Genomic DNA, 20,432 nt, shown 5'->3' with positions numbered 1-20,432 from the left:
TGGAGTTCTCTCAATCCACGTGGAGACTGTCGTATTGATGTCACGTGTGGATTAGGTGGGTGCATTTTTAGGCTTTATGCTTTTGGTTTCTTCTTCGTAAAAACTCTTTAACAATGATTGGAATTATAGTTGGAATACATTCAGTGGTTAAGAAATACGTAATGTATAAGTAAATCCAGCTACTACCCAATTGTTGAGGAGACTCTTGTAATATCAATAAATCAATGGCTGGTGCGATAAGCGCTATGGCAATGGTTTTACAAACTCCTAAGTTTTCGAGTGTTTTTTGATTGACGATGATTGAGTAAAGGACAAGCGTTGTTAAACCAAATACGTGAGCTATACCGATAAATAAAACAGGTGAGTCATAAACAATTTCTGGATTAAACAATCTAAGTGAGTTAAGGATTAGTCCTAAAAGAGGCAATAATAATGAAAAAAGGAATAATCGTATAGCCTGATACACAGATTTCTTCATAACTAACCTCCTTAAATTTATATAGTCAAGTGGATGCCTACTGTTGTAGACGGACTATTTTTCACTTATTTTACGTTAATTTATCTTACTTGGAAAGTTGGGATAATCATATCCGATTAAAATCTGGCGGTCATTGGCAGACAGGACTTAAAGAACTGGATAAATACGGCATTGAGTATCATATCGTGAAAACATATCAATGGGGTGAGGGTTGGATATGGCCGAATTATAAGGCACTGAAAAAGAAGAATGGTGTTAATCAAGCGTGGTTTTCGGCTAGCTGGTAAGCAAGGGCATGGTCTTTTTGTTACAACATCTAGGTTTTCGCAGAAAGCTAAAGATTACGCTGACAATCATCATATTATTTTGGTTGATGGTGTGAAGCTTGCAAATCTTATGATTAAGCATAATTTTTGTGTTTCAACAAGAAAAACGTTTGAGATTAAAACGATTGATACTGATACTTTGCTTGAATATCAAGATGAATAGTGTTTTTGTGTAAGTTTTGTGACTTGATTTTGTTGATTTTGAGTTTGTTACTGAGTTTTTTGAGATTTTAGATATGAATTTGCTATTTTATCAGTTATAAATTATAAATTATAAATTATCGATTTTGCCATTAAATTTCACTTATAAGCGATGTGTGCGGTGAAAAATCTTGGTTTGTTTTTTGTTTTACTTTTGGCTTTGGTTGTGGATATTGGTTAATCGTACATTTTTTACGATTACAGGTTGAAGAGGTCTGCGTGGCTACCAGTATCGATAAGTGTGAGGGTGAGAATATCAGCATTCGTGAATTTAACGTTGTACATCAGTCTTGCAACAGCGCTTTCTTAAGGTCTTCCATAGAAGAATACGATGGTACGTTAGGGTCTCTGGAAATTCTTTTGGCTTCTTGCATGGCCGCCAGTGTTTCAGTATTGAACTTTGGGATTTCTACTTTAAAAGGAAGTCCTCCATGCAAAACGCATTGGCGTAAGAAGATGTTTACGGCACTTGACATATCGATGCCGAGTTCGCTAAACAGTTCATTTGCTTCTGTTTTGACATTACTATCGATACGAATTTGAGTAGGACTTGTTGCCATAATATTAGCTCCTTTTAAAATGATTATGATACAATCAGTATACGTTGTCAAGCATAAAGAGGGAATAGTAATATTTTGCACTCAATGATTAGTGTTAATGTTAAAAGAGTAAAAAATTGCAATGGGAAATTACAATTTGAAGTACATCATGCAATTTGTTGATTTTTATGATAAAAACGCTGATTGACTTTAATATTTCAGAGAAAAACGGATGTAGAGTTATGCTATATCAACAGATGAAGATGATTGTATTGGATTTTGTTAAGTCGTATTTTAGTTGTATACGAATAATGGGAAACTGCTCATTAGGAGAAAACGATGGATAGATTTTCAGAGAAAAGTCTTCTTTCACTTGGAGATTATTATGTGTATGGACTTATCGATCCACGTAGTAAGCGAATCTTCTATATTGGAAAAGGCGCAGGAAACAGAGTATTTGAACATGAGAAAAAAATCCTGGGTAGTTCTGAAAGTGAGAACCTGAAACTTAAGACAATATCAGAAATTAAGGCTGCTGGACTTGAAGTTGAAAAGATTATCATTAATTCAAACCTTACTGAAGAAGAGGCGTTTGCGTCAGAGGCGTCTTTAATCAATGCATTTAATTACGTCAGTGACACAGGCCTCACTAATATTGTTGCCGGGCATCATTCTGCAGAGGCATTATCGGTTGATGAATACGAAAGAATAAATGGCGCGGTCGAACTTGAAGAAAAAGACATAAAGCACAGAATTCTTGTTATAAAAATAAATAGGCTTTATCGGAGATGCATGGATGAGAATGTATTGTATGATGCTGTTCGTGGTATCTGGAGAGTATCAAAAGAAAAAGTAAAAACCGTTGAATATGTTTTTGGTGTATACAATTCTTTGATTGTGGCGGTATATAAGCCGTCAAAGTGGTTTGTTTGCAAAGAGGCAAAGGACAGACTTCCAAGGCAGGATATCATTCTTGAGCCAAAAAAGGCGAATAGATTATTTTTTGTGGATGATAGATATGAACAAGGATTTACACTTGATGAAAATGAAGCTTTTTATCTAGGGAAATCTATAATCAGATTGAAATTGAATCAGTCGGCGCAGAATCCGATTACATACCTAAATCCGCAGAAGTGAGATAAATTATAGTTTATTGTAGGAAATGATTTATTAGAAAGTGCGTTTGTTTTGAAGTTGAACTTGAAATTTTTACGCCCATTATTAGAACACCACGTCTTCCAGCCAACAATCTAATATTGCATGGACATGGTGTGAGGAGAATGGATATCTTGCCTAAAATCAAGCTATTAAGCCAATCTTAAACCTTTTAACGATAGCTTTTTCAATAATCGTTAGCATAATAATGATAGTTATTGAGAATAGTTATTCCAGTAGTGCGTCAATATTTCGTTTTGAATATAGAAGTCTGCGCACTTCCATAGTGTCGTCGATGACAACGTAAAAAACAGAAAAGTTGCGTACGCTAATCCTGTAGTAGAGGTGTTCTTGTGTTTTTTGATTAATTACTCCTTACGCTATCAAAGACGTCGTCTTTAGAAAGACGCGTAGAAGTGTTTGCGGCAAAAGTATCTGCTTCGTCGAGTTTTCTTTCAATGTCGTCAGTGAGGGCAGAGTATTGTTTGATGCTCATGAGAACCATAGTTCCATAACCATTTTTTGTAAGGAATACTGGTGTATTTGAATTTATAACTGTTTCTTCTACTTCTGGGAATTTATTTCTTAAGTCGGAAACTGGGCGAATATTAATCATAGTATCAACCTCCTTTTATCAAAAAAGTATCATAATATTATCAAGATTACAATTATATTAGTGGCTTGGCACTCAAAAAGTGTAGCTATACTACCCGTTCTCTCAATCCATTTAGAATCAATTTGTTTGTTGTCAAGAAAATAAAATAATAGACTATAAGACTTTTGAAAACAATGGCTTTATTTAGATGAATAATGTTTGGTCTATCTAATTTTATATATTTTCAATCTTCACAGTTTGCGTGGATATCTATCAGCATATTTGACAAAATCATATAGTTTAAGTAAATTTCACAAGTAATATTTCAAGGAAAGGTGGGAAAATTGTGAAGTTATTTCTTAAAATGTCTCCATTGGCAACTGCCGAGGCACAATGTGTGTGCAGTCAATTTTGATTGGCTATAAACATTAAACATTTTGAAAGGAGAAATAATGGAAACAATAGTATCCGCTTTATTAGTTTTTGTTTCTACATCCATTGACTACTTAATTGTTTTGACTATTTTATTCGCTAGTCAAGGAAAGAAAGGTTTGAAATCAATTTATGTAGGGCAGTATTTAGGTACAGGACTGCTTGTACTGGCTAGTCTTATTGCCGCTTACTTTTTAAATTTTATTCCACAAGATTGGATTATCGGACTCCTTGGTCTAATTCCGCTAGGTCTTGGTATAAGAGCAATTTTTGTGGATGAAGATATTGATGAAGAAGATATCGAGGGGAAAATTACCGGAGATGGATCAAAAATCTTAGCATTTACAAGTTTAACAGTGGCAATGGGTGGAGATAATTTAGGAATTTATATCCCCTATTTTACAGGAAAGAGTTTGATTGAGATTGGTATAAGTTTAGTAATATTTGCCTTAGGGATTTTGATTCTATGCAAATTATCTCAAAATCTCGCCTCAATTTCTGCTATCGGAGAGACTGTGGAAAAGTACGAAAAAGTAATTGTACCTGTCGTGTTTATTGGACTCGGTCTCTATATATTGATTGAAAATGGAACGATTAATTATTTCATAGGTCAAGTCCTAAAAGTGGTGTAAATTCATTTCCTTCCCTTTATCTGCTATTTTTACGTTCAAACTCAAACGAGAAAATAAGTGGTGCTTCCCACCGTCACGGCGCTTCACCGTGCTATAAGATGCAGGAGGCTGATTAGGTGGGTGCTTTTGCCCTTGTGTAGCAGGGGTTTGCGAAGGCTATCGTTAAAAGGTTTAGCGTGTGGCAGCTTTAGGCTGGCTTTGCGCGGTTTTTGAGCGCAGTTTGGCTGTATGAGGGAAGATATCAACGCTCTAGGGTCGAGTGTAATAAGTTCAATGACTGTTGCTTGTGCACAATGTGATATACAAATGTATCAATCACTTGGATTTTCAATTAAGATTGGGAACTTGTTTGCATTTGAACCATAAGTCACAGTCATTAGATAAAAAATAAAGGAGTAAACTGTGGAACATAATTGCGGATTTATTAACGATAAAAAAGCATTTAGATATAGAGCAGCAGCCATCATAGTCGAAGAAGGTTGTGTGCTATTTGCAAGAAATGATGAGGACGACTATTTCTACTCAGTTGGCGGAGCGGTTCACGTGGGCGAGACATCAGAAGAAGCCGTTAAGAGAGAAGTATTTGAAGAGACAGGTCTTAATTACGAAGTAGATCATCTTGCCGTCATACACGAGAACTTATTCATCGGCAGCTCCGGCTTAGATGGAGTAGACTTCCATGAGCTTACATTCTACTACATGATGAAACCCATGGGCAAAAGAGATTTTACGAGCCAAAGCACTACAGAGTCAGGTGCTAAAGAGACAATGCATTGGTTACCTATAGATGAGCTTGATAAGTTCAAGGCTTACCCGACATTTATGAAAGAATATCTTAAATCGGAGCATAGTGGAATAGAGCATATAATTTCAGATGAAAGATATTAATGAATCCCGCTATTATGGCAAGAGATCGTTGCATAAACATTATTTCTTAGAAGATTATGACAAGAAGAATGTGTTTGATATTGAAGAATATATAAAGAGAAAAGGCAAGGTTAAGCTTAATAGAAATACGGTAATTACAAGATTGTAAGATTTACTGTTATAACTATATGGTCGAGGGTATATCTGAAATAATAGAGCTAGATAAATTTGAAGTTGCGGAGGTAATGAAATGATTAGAAAAATAAAAAAAGAAGATGCTCAATCTATACGAGAAATATGTGATATTTCTTTAGGATATACTGTTTCTACAGAGTTAGTAGAGAATCAAATCACAAAACTATCAGCTGATAAAAAGCATCATGTGATTTATGTTTATGAGGATGAGGATTTACGTAAAGTTGTTGGATTTATACATGCTGAAATGTATGAGAGTCTTTATTCAGATTGTGGATTAAATATTCTAGGATTAGCTGTCTTACCAGAGTTTCAAGGAAGAGGCATTGGAAAAAAATTGATGAATCATTTAGAAATGGATTCTCGACAAAAATTAATTAAGTTTATCAGGTTAAACTCAGCAGAAGCAAGAACAGAAGCACATAAATTCTATGAAAATATAGGATATGTATGTGATAAGACGCAAAAGAGATTTATTAAAATTTTCGAATAAGTCAATTCTAGTTTGTTGAACTGAAAAATTAAATACTAAATGTGTAAGACGATAGAAAAAAGAAAAAATCTATCGTCTTTTTTCTTGCTTAATTTCCCTATGTTTTGCGATCAATAAATAGGGAAAACTCACTAAGAAGCTAAGAAAGTATTTCAAATGCTTCTCACTAATATATACACGACAAAATGCTAGTTTCATTAAATATGTTACAGAAAGTAAAGGAGATAAGATGATAAGAATCGGTCAAACCCTCACTTTGGTGTAAATTCATTTCCTTCCCTTTATCTGATATTTTTATGTTCAAACTCAAACGAGAAAATAAGTGGTGCTTCCCACCATCACGGCGCTTGATTGTGCTATCTGATGCAGTAATGCGAACATAAAAATCGTGTATGACAGTCGAGGAATCCTATTCGTGCAAATGTGTTGCAATATGCGATACAGTATTTTATGATGTGTGTATGGAGGTTGATTGATATGACAGTTACTAAAACAGCGAATGTGAATGTGAGAATACAAGAAAATATTAAGCAGCAGGCGGAGTAGATTTTGGAAACGATTGGAGTTCCTAGGGCTACGGCTATTGACATGTTTTATCGTCAAATCATTCTTAATAAGGGTATTCCGTTTTCGCTTACTATTCCAAAGTCTCTTCCAGCACAAGATGATATGGACGAGAAAACGTTTAACGCGTTGATGGCTAAAGGTTATAATCAGGCGGTTTGTGGCGATAGTTATCCGATAGATGGTGTTTTTGAAGAGCTTGAATGTTGATTAGCAGCCGTGGTGTAAACTTGTTTTTAGAAGAATACGCGTAAAAAATTATTACGTTTATTTTTGTGTTGATGAAAGTAGATTTCCCAATATGAACATATGCTATGGTATCTATAGCGTTCTCTTAATCCATGTTGAGAGTGACAGGAAAATAGCCGCAAAAGCTCGGTAACGCTGCGGTTTTCTGGCAATCGGGGGACTTCGGAATCGGGCAGACAAAACACTCTGCGGAAATTTATCCAAAGGAGAACCAACCAAAAGTGTGATGGTGAGTTGCCAAGATAGATGTCAATAAATGGAGTTGTCGGGTTAGATGTCGGGTAGTTGTGGTTGTGAGATAGATATCAAAATCAGTGAGACTTGATTTATTCGCAAAATTTACTATTCCTATTATAGAACGTTAAAAGGAGGAACTTTGAATATAGAGTATGTTGTAGTTGGCATATGTATTGTGGCAGTGGTAATGATTGCTGCTTTCCTAATTAATAGGCTGAAGAAAACAAATATTCCCAAAGACGAGAATAACTCTGATTTGAATAATAGTGCGATGATAGTAAAGAAAACAAGTAAATTATCTCAGCCAGATCAAAAGCTCGATGAACTTGTCATTCAGATGGAAATGCTTCCGGCAGAAGCAATATCTGATGATAGTGAGCTGGTGGAGATAACTGATAGTAAAATTCTGGGGCGTGTGAGCAATTTGTTTTCCGGATTGGTGCAGGCTGGTATAGCAGGTTCCAATGCAGTCCAAACTGCAAAAGCGGGAAGTGAGGTTTTGTATCGCGCTATAATCCCGGCTGGTGCTAAACTTACCAATTCTAAGGCTATGGAAGGAGCGGTTCGAGGACTCTATTTTGGTGCTAATGGAATCAAGGGTCATGCAAACCTTGTAGCGGTTAAAGCTAAAAATGTAGTAGCAAATAGTGTGGGTGTAGCCATGGGATTGGCATCAATTGTTGTTGGGCAGTATTACATGACGCAGATAAATGCAGAGCTTGGAGTAATCCGTGATGGAATTTCAAAAATATCTGATTTCCAAGATAATGAATTTCGAAGTCGGATTTTTTCACTTGTTGCTCATATTAAGAAAATTGCCGACTTTCAAGTAGAGATTCTTGAGAATGATGAATTGAGACTGTCAAAGATTGCGCAGCTCGATAATCTAGAAGAAGAATGTACTCAGTTACTTGGTCAGGTTAATTTAACTTTGGCGGGCTTTACAAAGAAAAATGACCTGGATTATGCATCTTATGAAAAGGAATTAAAAGAAGCGCAAAACTGGTATACATACCAAAAAGCATTGCTTGATGTGCTGTATAAGATTTCCGACTTGAGGTATACGCTTCATCTGGGGGCTGTCTCAAGAAAGCAGTGCCTAGCGCTTTTGCCGACATACACAAAGCAGGTGGAAGATACTCAAGCATTATTGACTGGCTGGCATCAGACATCCGTAAATCGTTTAAGCATTGATACAGATGAGATCAAGCGTAAAAGAGATGGAATCGATCGCGTCATCCATTTTATTCCTGGATTATTTGATGATGACCTTAATTTTAGGTCGATTAACAAAAAAACAGTAGATATGATAACGGCTCAAGCATCAGTCAAATCCATTAAACATCCGCAGGACACCTCTGACCTGTATGCCGAGGATGTGCAATTGATTTCTAAAGACGGTAAAATCTACTACTTACCAATGGGTAAGGCAGAATGAATGTGAAAAAAGAAGAATGATAAGGTGACAGGTACGTTGTAACAAAAAGTATGACAGTATTCGTCCTCTTGACATGAATGGTGCCACCGTCACTCAGAATGCCATTCACGCCAACTATGATAATTTGTTAATTAGTGAGAGATGTACTTTAGCACCGTTAGTTTCAAATAGTTGAATTTCATCAGTGGACGTTAGCATTATTATTATTATCTTATCGTTCACTTGAGACCCTGGTGATTTTAAATGCACTAGCTTACTAGGAAAGCATCTAAATGAGTAAATGTTCAAACAGTCGTAAGCAAATGCAGCTAGTTTCTATTCTAACAAGCGTAATGGTTCCAGTTATTGTAGCTTTCGCTATTATGGAGTTATATCATCTGCTTGGAGTAGCCATTGCAATGGAACTGATTCTTATCGCTTGGATAGTCGTGCTTATTAAGTCAAGCAAGTAAAACAATTCTCCGACTAGACAGCGAGACTAATTAAATGGATGACATCATACAAGTACATGTTTCGCAACTCCTAAGTGGAGTGGACGCGATGTATTTATTCTAAAGAGTGTCCACGGCTAGCTTAGGTGAGGTCAGAGACTTTTTGCGATAGATTTCTAAATAGCGTTGAGTTCCATGAGCCTATTCTTCATAATGTATTTAGATTAAATTCCGAAATGGAAATAATTCTAAATAGGAAGAGACGTGCGTTTACGAGATGTTGTTCACAGATATAATATACGTTATAAAGGCATCAAGAAACAGTTAGAAGTTGATTTCATAGCTAATCTTGGAAGTAAAAGATATTATAGTATTGATGTCACGTATGGATTAGGTGGGTGCATTTTTAGGCTTTATGCTTTTGGTTTCTTCTTCGTAAAAACTCTTTAACAATGATTGGAATTATAGTTGGGATACATTCAAGAGTAATAAAAAATGTAATGTACGTGCAAGTCCAGCTACTACCCAATTGCCGAGGAGACTCTTGTAATATCAATAAATCAATAGCAGGGGCGATAAGCGCGATAGCGATGGTTTTACAAACTCCTAAGTTTTCGAGTGTTTTTTGATTGACAACAATCGAGTAAAGAAGAATTTTTGTTAAACCAAGTGCATGAGCTATAACAATGAGTAAAAAGGGTGAGTCATAAACAATTTCCCAATCGAGTGATTTAAGAGAATTGATAATAAGTCCTAAAAGAGGGAGTAATAATGAAAAAAGGAATAATCGTATAGCTTGATATACAGATTTCTTCATAACTAACCTCCTTAAATTTATATAGTCAAGTGGATGCCTACTGTCATAGACAGACTATTTTTCACTTATTTTACGTTAATTTATCTTACTTGGAAAGTTGGGATAATCATATCCAAAAAATCTAGCGGTCATTGGCAGACAGGACTTAAAGAACTGGATAAATACGGCATTGAGTATCATATCGTGAAAACATATCCCAATGAGGTGAGGGTTGGATATGTGCCGAATTATAAGGCACCGAAAAAGAAGAATGGTGTTAATCAAGCGTGGTTTTCGGCTAGCTGGTAAGCAAGGGCATGGTCTTTTTGTTACAACGTCTAGGTTTTCGCAGAAAGCTAAAGATTATTCTTACAATCAGCATATTATTTTGGTTGATGGTGTGAAGCTTGCAAATCTTATGATTAAGCATAATTTTTGTGTTTCAACAAGAAAACGTTTGAGATTAAAACGATTGATACTGATGCTTTGCTTGAATATCAAGATGAGTAGTGTTTTTGTGTAAGTTTTGTGACTTGATTTTGTTATGTTTTAAGTTTATTAGCTGGTTTCTTACGGTTTTTGAATGCAATTTGCTTTTAATATTACGTATAAGTGTAAATGCTGATGTTAATGCTGATGTTAATGCAGTGACATTGCAATGCCAATGCAATGTCATGTAATCGTTGTAAGAAACAAGGGGTGATTATATGGCGAAAACAGCTAACTTGTATACTCGTATTGATCCAGAGTTAAAAGAGCAGGCAGAGCATATATTGAATTCTTTGGGTCTTCTTCCTTCGAGTGCTATTACCATGTTTTATAAGCAGGTTGTTTTACGGCAGGGGCTTCCTTTTGATGTGAAATTGGGTTATAGAGAGCCGCGTGATGTGAGTTCTATGACTCAAGGTGAGTTGAATGATGAGTTGGAAAAGGGTTATAAGTCGGTTTTATCTGGTGATGCGAAGCCTGCGAGTAAGGTTTTTGAATCTTTGCATAAGGCATAGGGTTCGTGTCGTGTGATAATTTTCTTATTTTTTATTTTGTTTTTGAAGAAAAGTATGAAGTTGTGGTTTCTCGTGTGCTTTATGGGAAAAGAGATATTGAGAAAGTTGTAAATGGCAATTAAACCTTTTGCGATATCTCGCTTCTATCGTTAAAGCGTGTACTCATTTTGCCACGCATCTGTTTATGTATGTAAATAAAATCCTGTAGATTATCGGATGATTTTTAGTTACAATTATTTTATAGGCCGCAGATTTGCATTCTTTGTCCATAATTTACATCCCGTCAGTTTTATTAGACTCAAAGATGATTTGTACTACGAGATGAATGAATATTGGGCAGGTGATAGTGAATAACAGAGTGAAGATTGAACATGAGAATCGTAGCTGCAATTAGGTAAAGATTAAGTTGTGGAGGAGGCATAAATGAAGCATATCAAGCATTATGCTTTTTTGACTATGGTAGTTTGTCTTATATCACTTATTTCAGGTTGTAAGAATCAGAATAGTTTTAGCAATAATAATAGAGAACTAAAAACAGAAAATCAAAAGTCTGCAAGGAATGAAAGACACTCAGAAAATAATGAAGATGTTGACTGGAAAGAGGTAAGTAAAAATGGTGTTGATGAAACTTTGCTCGTAAAAAACATAGATGAAAAGGTTCTCACGTATGTGGCTAAACAATTACAAAATCTATGCGATGAGATTGGTGAAAAGGGGCGCAAAGATAAATTCTATTGGCTGACAGGACAATGGTATAACGATGTAATGTATTCTAAACAATATATTAGTGTTTTGTTGTTGGGTAAAAAAGCAATGAAACCATTGTTCCTAATAATATATAAAAGCAAAGAGGCTGGAATGTATGAATGGGTTTGTAGTAAAGCTTTAGATGAAATATCTGGGTTTGATTTCTCGGGATTAAACAATGGTGCAGGCTGGAGCAATTCTAAAGAATTTTTAAAGGCATTTACCGATAAAATTATTGAACAAAAAAATTAACAACTCTCTGTTTGCAATTGTCTTGGATGTTTACACTCCTACAATATTTCCAATATTAACTTTCATTCTGCAATGAGCATTAAGGCTATTTTGCTGTCGAGTGATTATTAATTTAGTTGTTTATGTTTTGGGGAACAAAATGGTATAAAAATTGTAAAAAAGTTCCCTACACTATTTGATTTCTCATGGTAATGGCTTGTTGGTTATTCCAGAAAATAAGGTTACTGAGTTTAAGAAGTTGCTTGTTGCGTATTATGAAGGCGAAGATCTGCAGTCTGTAACGGATGCGCTTGCTTGCGCTTGCGAAGATGATTGGGAAGCGCGGTGCAAAAATGAAAGAAAACGAATTGGCGGTCGGTTGCGCTAATTTGTCGGCAGAAATTGCGCTTTTAACGGCAATTGCCAACTGAACTTGCTACTACGCAACTGCTGTTTTAGCTATAATTTCACCATGATCATGATGAATTCTAGTTTGAAATGGAGATGTTTTTATGATTTTAGCAGATAAAATATTGGAACTGCGTAAACAAAACGGTTGGTCGCAGGAAGAATTGGCGGACAAATTGGGTGTCAGTCGCCAAGCTGTTTCCAAATGGGAAGGTGCGCAAAGTATCCCGGATATGGAACGGATAATTGCATTGAGCCGTTTGTTTGGTGTTAGTACAGATCTTCTGGTAAAAGATGAAATTGATGTTATGGGGAAGAACGTCAACGCAGATGAAAATGCCTGCCAGGAAGAATTCGGCGTTCGTATGCGGGTAATTGAGATGGAAGAAGCCTCCGCTTATATTGCTCACAGAATATCATTTGCCGCCTATGTTGCTCTAGGCGTTCTTCTTTGTATTCTGGCGGCAATCCCGTTGGTTGGCAGTGATCTTTTGCTTTCTCACACAGTAAATGCACAAGTCGGTAAAACTTTGGGCTTAGCATTCAGTGTTGCGATTATTACCGTTGCTGTAGCTATTTTTATTATTCAGAGTTTCCACGGAAAGCGTTATCAATATTTGGAAAAAGAGGACTTTGAAACGGCTTACGGCGTTGACAGTGTGCTCAAAGAACGCTTGGAACGTTTCATGCCGTCGTATGTGCTGCGGACGGTCATCGGTGTCGTTTTATGTATGGTTGCCTTTATTTTTCTTATAATTTCGGATATAGCACCGAAATTTTATCAACTTTCATCCGGCTTTTTTGTAGTTATCGCTATTGCCCTGGTGGCAGCAGCTGTCTATTTATTCGTACAGGCGAATATCGTCCGCTCGTCCTATTGCCGTTTGCTGCAACCGAAGAAAAAAACTGTCTATCCTGCAAAGATTAGCTTATTCCTCCAAGCTTACTGGCTTATAATTATCTGCATTTATTTAGCCTACAGTTTCATCACGTCCGATTGGGGAAAAAGTTGGATTGTTTGGCCGTTGGCCGCATTGACTTACGGAGTAATAGAAGTAGTGCTCAAAGCGTGGAGGCTAGGAAAGAAATAAGTGACTTTCGGAGCCGATTTTGCGGCGAATAATGTTAAGGCTGTTGCTTCTTGCATGTTGGATACGTTAAATGGTACGAGTGTTTTAGAGGGAGAAATTACCAAGGGTGCATGTCTTGAAGTAGTTTGTGAGAATGGCGTGGCTGAAGTTTGTGATAAGCATAAAGCTAATCTTAGTTGTAATAATTTTGGGCGCAAAACAGGTGGATGTGCTCACTATGTTGTGCATTGCTTGAATGGAAAAGCTGTAGTGAAGTAATACTGTTGTGGTGTTTTATGTCCGTCACTGTGACTAGTCGCACGAAATAGAGTTTGGCATATTCTAAAAATGCTTCGGAATGTTGAGCATTAAGCTTGGTGATTTTTGATCCAAGTGTAAAGGTCATTTTCATTTGCTTCGCCTGATGCAACTTTGAGAATAAAAAAGTTCCGTATTGGAGATTAAGGAATTTATGAAGGTTGGTCAGCTTCGTAATAAGTAGTAAATGGGCAGGTTAGGTCTGATTTTAATATTTTTTCTCATAATATTTGTTGATAAAAAACATGATTAATGGAGAAAGGGCGACTGAAATAGCTAAAAGAGCAGCTGGCAAATATGCTTTTGTGATAAATGCAATTATGGCAATTATTCCCATTAGGTGCATTAGTATGAATGCCATTGTTGCATTTACTTTATCTTTGATTTTCTCGTTTCTTTCATCGTTCACATTTATTTTGTAGTTGTGGTCTTTTTCCATCATCTTATAGTGCATGATTTTTACGTGTGAAAGTGAGATAATTGCAACAAAAACAACTGACAGTACAATTTCTACGGATTCGTTCAGTTTAAGAGTCAGTGCAAGAATTAGTCCGCAAATTCCTATTACATATCCTATGTACCAAAAATTCTGGGTTTTCTGTTTTTTCATTTTTTATCTTCCTCGTATATAAATATTTCTTCGATTGTTAAATTAAAGTACTTAGCAATTTTGTATGCCAATATGATTGATGGGTTGTATCTTCCATTTTCCAAAGAACCGACTGTTTGTCTTGATACTTCGAGTGCATCGGCAAGTTCTTCTTGTGTTATGCCTTTTTCTTTTCTAATTTGTTCAAGTCTATTTTTCACATTACATTCTCCTTTCTAATGGAAAGCTAGCTTTACATATAATATAATTGTTTTGAAAGCAAATGTCAAGTTAGCTTTCCATTGTTGGTTTAGGTATTGTTGTGGGATGTGAATTAGACGTATTGGTAAACCTGAAGGAGTGTGAAAAGTATAGTTTGCTAGTAAATGAAGAGATTGGCATTGATAAAACTGTAGTGTGTTTGCGCTTTGACTGAGCTTGAAATTGCATAACGCATTTCAAGCTCCTTCAAAGCGTGATTTGGCATGTAAAGTCCAGTGGACTTTATGCGCCAAATCAGCCGAACGGCTACTAATAGCCGTGAGGAATAGCGCGCTTAGACCGCGCTAACGACATGACCTGCCTTTTCGCTTAGAGCGAGCTAATGACTTGACACAACAAAATTCAGTACAATCGCACTACGGTTTTTTATAGTGCGACACACTCGCGAATCGACGATTTTGAGCTGCATAATGCGCGAAAAATCACTTCGATTCGCTGAGCCGCTTAGCGTAGAAGCACGGTGTGCTTCTACGGCGGCGAAGACGTTCGCACGGCTAATCCGTGCGAACGATTTTCCTGATTCTTTTCCCATTATTTGTTTTGCGACACGCGAGAAGATCGTTTCCTTAAAAAAACCTGGGAAAATTCTTCAAAAAACTTGAAATGCGTATTTTTACGGTTTGATAGCGAATCATATGTAAAATTTACGGCAAATAGTATTAGTTTAGTAAAATCACAATAAAATATTTAGAACAAACCTTAATGTTAGCTGAATGTTTTAGTTGATTTTCGGTAGAGTATGTTGTATCTTTTAAGTCAGTTACCGATGAATCCCTAGTTCTCGGTTACTACGCGGGAAACCGCAAAGGCAAATTTTTCTATGCGCCCCTAACGCATAGGAGAAGAAGAAAGGAAATAAAATGATGAATAAGAAGGCTATCGCCGCTTTCGCTGCTGGCGCAACTTTGCTCGCTGGCTTTGCAATGGCAACCCCAGCAATGGCTGATAATAATGATGAAACGCCTTTCAAGAACCAAGGAGAAGTGAGCAGCTTCTTTAACGAATTGCTCATCCCTCAGAAGAAGGCTGCTAAGACTTATACTAAAGCTCAGGTCTTGAAGCTCGAGGCTGCTGTTGAAGAGGCTAAGGCTACTGTTGAAGAGAAGACAAAGGCAGCAAATGATGCTCAGACAGCTACCTATGATAATGATACTGATGGTGCAAAGAAGAAGGCTGCTGTAGAGGCGGCTCAGAAGGCATTGAGCGCAGCTCAGGAGTCTCTTGAGACGGCTCAGAAGGCTTTGAATGAAGCTAAGCCTGCTCCAGCTGAAGCTGATCCAAAGAATCCTCAGGACACAAAGCCAGCTGAGACTTCTAAGGATGCAAAGGCTAAGCAGGGTCAGTCTGGCCAGGCTGGTGCTAATGGTGCTGCTGCTGGTGCTAAGACCACTGTGGTTGAGAAGAAGAAGGATGCCGGTAAGAAGTTGCCTGCTACTGGTGTTGGCGTAACTTTGACCGCTTTGGCTGCCACCATGCTCGCTGGCATGGGTGCTGCTGTTCGCAAGGCTCGTCACTAAGCACTGATTTGGAGTTGTCTTTAAGCTTAATGGTTATGTTTTTGTAATTTGTTAGGCATTACGTAAAGACAGTTCTAGTGTTTACAAAATAGTAAAGGGGTGAGTGGTTAATCCATTCATCCCTTTGCTATATCAAAATGTTCTAATAATGTTGCGACTTTAGCAGTTAGGAATTTATAGCACATAGTTGTGTTTTAAATGGTACTAATAGAAAACAAAGCGATTCTAGAAATAATAATCATAGAATTACAATTGATGCAAAGATGCTATTTTATTTCTCTTAAATAATGAACACATTTATTTGTTAGAAAGAAAATAAGTATTCTGCATATAACTTATGTAAGGAGTTTGATATGTATATCTCAAAAATAATATTAAATAATTTTAAGAGTTTTGCTGGAAGTCATGTATTAGATTTATCGGACGGAATTAATTTTTTTGTTGGAAATAATAATTGCGGTAAAACAACAATTTTTAGAGCAATTGAATTTATACAATCGGGAAAGAGTAAAGAAGAATATATAACAAAGGGTAAAGAGTCAGAAGATGTAAGTGTTGAAATTGAATTTACAGGTACAGATATTGAAAAATTAGTTAATAGCGATAACTCTGGTCTAAAAAAATACCAAGACTATCTTATAAAAGAAAAGTGCAATAAGGAAAATTGCGATAATGAAACTTGTAGCATAAGAATACTAAGAAGTTCCGAGAGTACTTCTGTTGTGCAAGGTAAGAAAACTGTTAATTTGGATATTAAAAATATAAGGGTTTATAATCCAAACTCCAATGAAGAAGGAATTAAAAGATACGAAAACCCTACGGGAATTGATAAAACCATTGCAGCGTTGTTTGATGTGCAATTTGTGTATTCCGACTTAAAGAATGAAGAATATCAAGATTTTGGTAAGACAAAGATAATAGGAAAAATAATAAATGATTTAACAAAAGATTTTCAAAGAGAAGATGATGGAAACGGTAATAAAACTTTATGGGGAAAGTTTAAGGATGCGCACAAAGAAGCGTTTGGAGACAAAGGCTTACAGAAAATACTGGAGGATACAGAGCGCAAAGTAACAAAAATACTAGATGAGCAATACGGAGAGGGCGAAGTAAAATTCGATTTTGAACTACCAGAAATAGATAGTTTCTTCAAAAATGGTGTTGTACTTGTATCTGATAATGGGATTGCTACGCCAGTGTGCCAAAAGGGAACAGGTATGCAGAGAGCGCTGGCTTTGAGTCTGATTCAGTTATATGCAGAGATAAATAATAAATCTGAAGACAGTGTAGAAAAGCCAGTTATATTTTGCATTGATGAGCCAGAAACATTCCTGCATCCAAATGCACAAAATAATTTGATGAAATCATTTAATAAATTATCACAAAGATCTCAGATTCTTATAACAACTCATTCTCCGTATTTATTGAAGGCATTCTATGAAGTTAATCAAAACACGGATAATAAGCCAAGCTTAAAAGACAAATTAAATATATTTAGTAAGGAAGAGGCAAGCAAAGAAAATGCGAATAGCAAAGAACGATATAGTGGATTTAATAAAAAAGAGATGCTGAACGTATCTGGGGAATACTCTCCAACGTGGGGAGAAATAAACTATTGTGCATTTGATATGCCTAGTGTTGAATATCATATTGAGCTTTTTAATGCTCTACATAAGAAGGCAATAGGAAAGCATTATGATAAAGGAAAGGGAACTGTATCAGAAAAAAGTATAAGTAGTTTTGACAAATGGCTAATTGAACAGGAAACTGAAAATAGCACTGACGATAATCATTTTAACATTAACCATGTTGGCAAGCCATATTGTAAACGTGATAAATCTATGAGCACATATATTAGGAATTATATTGATCATCCTGGTGATCTTATAGATAATCATGTTGAAAAATGCGATTGCGAAGAATGCTCTAAAGCTGTAATACAAAACAATATAAAGCGCACAAAGCCTAGCGATGAAGAGATAAAGAAGTCAATAGAATTTATGACTAAAATATACAAAAATAACTTTTGTAACAGCGATAAGGATGCATAAAGCCTATTAGTCTGCATCATATGCGCGTTTGTTGTGTGTGTTTTGTGTTTTGAGTGTTGAGTGTGTTGCTTTCGGTTTTGTTTGCTACTAGGGGCATTCAAAACCGAAAGCTTTTTGTTTTTGTTCTATCTGTTTCCATACTGCGTTTTGAGCGTTTTGAACGTTTTACGCGTTTTGCGTATAGCTAAAACCTTATACGCGATTTTGCAAGTCACATCTGCATTTGTTATTTCGTTGCATTGTTATTTAGTATCTTTTGTTATCTCATTTCTTTTTTACCAAATTGTGTTATTGCAATCAAAAATACAAACACAGATATTGCAATTGCACATGGCAAAAATGGTATAAGATTAAATCCGTTTCCTAATCCTGTTGATGTAACTGCATGTAGAGAGCGGGAAACCATATATCCGCTGTAACAATAAGGATAAACTATCCAAAGTGGAGTATTTGCTATTAATACTCCAGGAATCACAAGAAGTATATTTAATCCAACGGATAACATTGACTTTTCAAAAAGCACAGTAATCGCCCACATGACTATTACGCTTGGAATCATAGTCAAAAACAGATCTAAACACCATTTTAATAGATACATAATTGGGAGCGTTTCTGTAACTCCTGTGCTACTGGTTGCAAACAATCCTGCTATAACGAATACGGCAAAAAATACGACCATTTCCATAAGCAAATAAAATAGCAGTACGCAAAATTTTGCAGCAGAAATCGCGTATCTGCTAACAGGCAGTGCCAGCATTTTTAGTATTCCGTTATTGCTTGTTTCTCGTCCTGCAATCATCACGCAAATAACAATCATACTAAGCGGAAGCAAATAGTATGAATAGACTAATGCGCTTTGAATAAACATAGCAGCCCATGCGTGTGTATATTCTGGAGTGAAGTATCTATGAAGGCTTGCTACACCAGATCCAACCACAATTAGCGGTGCAATAAAAATCAAAGGAATAATTTTACTACGCTTTACTTTCTTAAATTCGATTCTAAGAAGTTCAAAAAATCTCATTTTCATAGTCTCCTTATTCATAGTTATATAGTGCAAGTTTTTACTTATAGTGCGTGTTTTTATTCATAGTGCAGGTTCTTAGCCGCCCACAATCCAGAACATAAAAACAGAAGTGTTTCAACTATGGATACGATTACGACCGTAGTATTAGGTTGCGCGCTCATGGCAACTGCTGGTTTTAGCATAACTATAAAAGGTGATGCCATAAAAAGCACAATGTCTGACGAAGCCAATGCCATGCCGCTTAAAAATCCTGCTACACCAATTCCAAGCGTTACCCACATGTTTTCAAATCGTGATGATACAAAAATCATAAAGGACAATACAGGCATTGACGTAATAAATGAATATGCAGCAAAAGATATAAGAGTACTTACATTAAACGTACCTTGTGGCAAATCTGTTACACCGATTTTTGCAAGTGCTAAATTTTGTATGCAAATAGCGATTAGTAATAGAACAGTCAGCAGAATAAATTTGCATAGGTACATAGCAGGAACGCTCATAGGCAGCATATGCATCTTTTTTACTGCATTTCCCTTAAATTCCATGTTGTAGATAATGCATGCTGCGACTATTATGCCGAACATGTTTAACACCATAATCATGCCGTAAAGCTGTGTAAGAAGAATATCCATAGGAGCTAAAGGCAGGTTTAATAATGTATTTTTTCGTACAATAAAATTCGCAAAAGCGTACGCTGCTCCCATAACGCCAATAGCAATCATAAGAGCTATAAAGCCAGTTCTCTTGCATTTTTTTAGTTCGATTACAAGCGTTTTCATAGTCTTGCACTCTGCTTCCTGATCTTATTGTCTTCATCAATCATGGATAGGAACATATCTTCCAAATTGTCGGAAGCAAAACCAGATTGTAATGCATTCTGTCGTAGTTCATCTAAACTACCTTCAAATAACAAGTGTCCGTGATTAAGTATTCCAATATCATCTGCAATAAGCTCAATTTCGGATAGCATATGAGAAGAAATAAGAATCGTGCAATCGTAAAGATCTGGCAGTGACTTAATCAGATTTCGGATTTCGTGTATGCCAGATGGATCGAGTCCATTTGTTGGCTCATCTAAAATCAAAATAGGTGGTCTACCAAGCAATGCTCCAGCAAGACCAAGCCTTTGCTTCATGCCAAGCGAATATTTTTTTGCAAGACGGTCTCCAAACTCAGAAAGACCTACTAATTCTAATGCGTCATCAACTGCACTCTTAGGTAGTTCTAAAATGCGACGTATAATGTCAAGATTTTCTCTACCTGTTAGATTTGCATAGAAAGATGGTGATTCAATAAATGAGCCTATTTCTTTCAAAATAGGTATGCGATCGGCAGGAAACTTTTTTCCGTCGATTGTAAATGCACCTTTTGTTGGAGCTGTAAGCCCTAGGAGCATTTTCATTGTTGTAGATTTTCCAGCTCCATTTGGCCCAAGAAAGCCGTAAATGCTACCTTTGCGAATATGAAGTGAAACATCATTAACAGCAATAAATGACTTATATTTTTTTGTTAAATGTTCTGTTGTAACAATATTGTTCATGGCAATATCTCCTTTCG

At 36.2% G+C, this 20,432-nt stretch carries 24 protein-coding genes and 1 pseudogene; 16 read left to right on the top strand and 9 right to left on the bottom strand.

Annotated features, from left to right (window positions below):
* Positions 1-67 precede the first annotated feature (67 nt).
* Entirely contained in the window at positions 68-478 is a 411-nt protein-coding gene (locus NYP67_RS06515; protein WP_102704684.1) for a hypothetical protein, read from the bottom strand.
* 249 nt (positions 479-727) lie between these two features.
* Between NYP67_RS06515 and NYP67_RS06510 the strand changes: the two genes are divergently transcribed.
* On the top strand, positions 728-967 hold the full coding sequence (locus NYP67_RS06510) for a restriction endonuclease (RefSeq protein ID WP_115757664.1): 240 nt from the start codon (positions 728-730) through the stop codon (positions 965-967).
* Between the two features lie 322 nt (positions 968-1,289).
* Here NYP67_RS06510 and NYP67_RS06505 read toward each other — a convergent pair whose 3' ends face one another.
* Positions 1,290-1,565: a type II toxin-antitoxin system RelB/DinJ family antitoxin gene (locus NYP67_RS06505; RefSeq protein WP_004110960.1), complete on the bottom strand. Its 276-nt coding sequence runs from the start codon at positions 1,563-1,565 to the stop codon at positions 1,290-1,292.
* Positions 1,566-1,883: 318 nt separating this feature from the next.
* Between NYP67_RS06505 and NYP67_RS06500 the strand changes: the two genes are divergently transcribed.
* Complete coding sequence (locus NYP67_RS06500) at positions 1,884-2,681, top strand: LEM-3-like GIY-YIG domain-containing protein (protein ID WP_004110959.1); 798 nt, start codon at positions 1,884-1,886, stop codon at positions 2,679-2,681.
* A gap of 382 nt (positions 2,682-3,063) precedes the next feature.
* Here NYP67_RS06500 and NYP67_RS06495 read toward each other — a convergent pair whose 3' ends face one another.
* Complete coding sequence (locus NYP67_RS06495) at positions 3,064-3,315, bottom strand: type II toxin-antitoxin system Phd/YefM family antitoxin (RefSeq protein ID WP_346284419.1); 252 nt, start codon at positions 3,313-3,315, stop codon at positions 3,064-3,066.
* Between the two features lie 431 nt (positions 3,316-3,746).
* Between NYP67_RS06495 and NYP67_RS06490 the strand changes: the two genes are divergently transcribed.
* From NYP67_RS06490 to NYP67_RS06465, 6 genes are all read left to right on the top strand, one after another.
* Positions 3,747-4,358, top strand: a complete 612-nt coding sequence (locus tag NYP67_RS06490; protein ID WP_473411304.1) for a CadD family cadmium resistance transporter — start codon at positions 3,747-3,749, stop codon at positions 4,356-4,358.
* Between the two features lie 402 nt (positions 4,359-4,760).
* Entirely contained in the window at positions 4,761-5,246 is a 486-nt protein-coding gene (locus NYP67_RS06485; protein ID WP_473411303.1) for an NUDIX hydrolase, read from the top strand.
* 229 nt (positions 5,247-5,475) lie between these two features.
* Positions 5,476-5,913: a GNAT family N-acetyltransferase gene (locus tag NYP67_RS06480; RefSeq protein ID WP_004132038.1), complete on the top strand. Its 438-nt coding sequence runs from the start codon at positions 5,476-5,478 to the stop codon at positions 5,911-5,913.
* 546 nt (positions 5,914-6,459) lie between these two features.
* Positions 6,460-6,687: a type II toxin-antitoxin system RelB/DinJ family antitoxin gene (locus NYP67_RS06475; RefSeq protein WP_473411307.1), complete on the top strand. Its 228-nt coding sequence runs from the start codon at positions 6,460-6,462 to the stop codon at positions 6,685-6,687.
* Positions 6,688-7,102: 415 nt separating this feature from the next.
* A complete protein-coding gene (locus NYP67_RS06470) occupies positions 7,103-8,401 on the top strand; it encodes a hypothetical protein (protein WP_050566870.1) in 1,299 nt (432 codons plus the stop codon).
* 272 nt (positions 8,402-8,673) lie between these two features.
* On the top strand, positions 8,674-8,853 hold the full coding sequence (locus NYP67_RS06465) for a hypothetical protein (RefSeq protein WP_101889390.1): 180 nt from the start codon (positions 8,674-8,676) through the stop codon (positions 8,851-8,853).
* Positions 8,854-9,238: 385 nt separating this feature from the next.
* Here NYP67_RS06465 and NYP67_RS06460 read toward each other — a convergent pair whose 3' ends face one another.
* Positions 9,239-9,649, bottom strand: coding sequence for a hypothetical protein (locus tag NYP67_RS06460; protein ID WP_004128465.1), 411 nt, complete (start codon positions 9,647-9,649; stop codon positions 9,239-9,241).
* Between the two features lie 217 nt (positions 9,650-9,866).
* On the opposite strand from NYP67_RS06460, the gene NYP67_RS06455 reads away from it, so the two are divergent.
* The 6 genes and pseudogenes from NYP67_RS06455 to NYP67_RS06430 form a co-directional block, all read left to right on the top strand.
* Positions 9,867-10,151, top strand: coding sequence for a restriction endonuclease (locus NYP67_RS06455; protein ID WP_322533621.1), 285 nt, complete (start codon positions 9,867-9,869; stop codon positions 10,149-10,151).
* Between the two features lie 184 nt (positions 10,152-10,335).
* On the top strand, positions 10,336-10,632 hold the full coding sequence (locus NYP67_RS06450) for a type II toxin-antitoxin system RelB/DinJ family antitoxin (RefSeq protein ID WP_473411302.1): 297 nt from the start codon (positions 10,336-10,338) through the stop codon (positions 10,630-10,632).
* Positions 10,633-11,055: 423 nt separating this feature from the next.
* Positions 11,056-11,631 carry a hypothetical protein gene (locus NYP67_RS06445; RefSeq protein ID WP_020757867.1) on the top strand — a complete coding sequence of 192 codons (576 nt, stop codon included), beginning with the start codon at positions 11,056-11,058 and terminating at the stop codon, positions 11,629-11,631.
* A gap of 175 nt (positions 11,632-11,806) precedes the next feature.
* Positions 11,807-11,998, top strand: a complete 192-nt coding sequence (locus tag NYP67_RS06440) for a hypothetical protein (RefSeq protein WP_253254065.1) — start codon at positions 11,807-11,809, stop codon at positions 11,996-11,998.
* Positions 11,999-12,122: 124 nt separating this feature from the next.
* Positions 12,123-13,109, top strand: a complete 987-nt coding sequence (locus NYP67_RS06435; protein WP_115757654.1) for a helix-turn-helix domain-containing protein — start codon at positions 12,123-12,125, stop codon at positions 13,107-13,109.
* 24 nt (positions 13,110-13,133) lie between these two features.
* Positions 13,134-13,367: pseudogene (locus NYP67_RS06430) on the top strand (hypothetical protein); the annotation flags it as partial.
* A 247-nt stretch (positions 13,368-13,614) separates the two neighbouring features.
* On the opposite strand, the gene NYP67_RS06425 reads toward NYP67_RS06430, so the two are convergent.
* Positions 13,615-14,016: a DUF2178 domain-containing protein gene (locus tag NYP67_RS06425; RefSeq protein WP_115757652.1), complete on the bottom strand. Its 402-nt coding sequence runs from the start codon at positions 14,014-14,016 to the stop codon at positions 13,615-13,617.
* Positions 14,013-14,216: a helix-turn-helix transcriptional regulator gene (locus tag NYP67_RS06420; RefSeq protein WP_004113289.1), complete on the bottom strand. Its 204-nt coding sequence runs from the start codon at positions 14,214-14,216 to the stop codon at positions 14,013-14,015. The genes NYP67_RS06425 and NYP67_RS06420 overlap by 4 nt, the downstream gene beginning before the upstream one ends.
* Before the next feature lie 921 nt (positions 14,217-15,137).
* Here NYP67_RS06420 and NYP67_RS06415 point away from each other — a divergent pair.
* Positions 15,138-15,794 (top strand): peptidase, encoded by a 657-nt coding sequence (locus tag NYP67_RS06415; RefSeq protein WP_473411301.1) that lies wholly within the window; start codon positions 15,138-15,140, stop codon positions 15,792-15,794.
* Positions 15,795-16,147: 353 nt separating this feature from the next.
* On the top strand, positions 16,148-17,845 hold the full coding sequence (locus tag NYP67_RS06410) for an ATP-dependent nuclease (protein ID WP_473411300.1): 1,698 nt from the start codon (positions 16,148-16,150) through the stop codon (positions 17,843-17,845).
* A gap of 259 nt (positions 17,846-18,104) precedes the next feature.
* Here the strand turns inward: NYP67_RS06410 and NYP67_RS06405 are convergent, their stop codons facing one another.
* From NYP67_RS06405 to NYP67_RS06395, 3 genes are read right to left on the bottom strand one after another with little or no spacing between them, the layout of a single operon-like run.
* Complete coding sequence (locus NYP67_RS06405; protein WP_004132068.1) at positions 18,105-18,869, bottom strand: ABC transporter permease; 765 nt, start codon at positions 18,867-18,869, stop codon at positions 18,105-18,107.
* A 59-nt stretch (positions 18,870-18,928) separates the two neighbouring features.
* A complete protein-coding gene (locus NYP67_RS06400; RefSeq protein WP_415704537.1) occupies positions 18,929-19,654 on the bottom strand; it encodes an ABC transporter permease in 726 nt (241 codons plus the stop codon).
* Positions 19,651-20,415, bottom strand: coding sequence for an ABC transporter ATP-binding protein (locus NYP67_RS06395; protein WP_004132070.1), 765 nt, complete (start codon positions 20,413-20,415; stop codon positions 19,651-19,653). Before NYP67_RS06395 ends, NYP67_RS06400 begins: the two co-directional genes overlap by 4 nt.
* Positions 20,416-20,432 lie beyond the last annotated feature (17 nt).

Source organism: Gardnerella sp. c23Ub_4, from assembly GCF_055804115.1.
The sequence above is the reverse complement of the archived record's forward strand: the minus strand, read 5'-3'. Positions and strand labels throughout refer to the sequence as shown.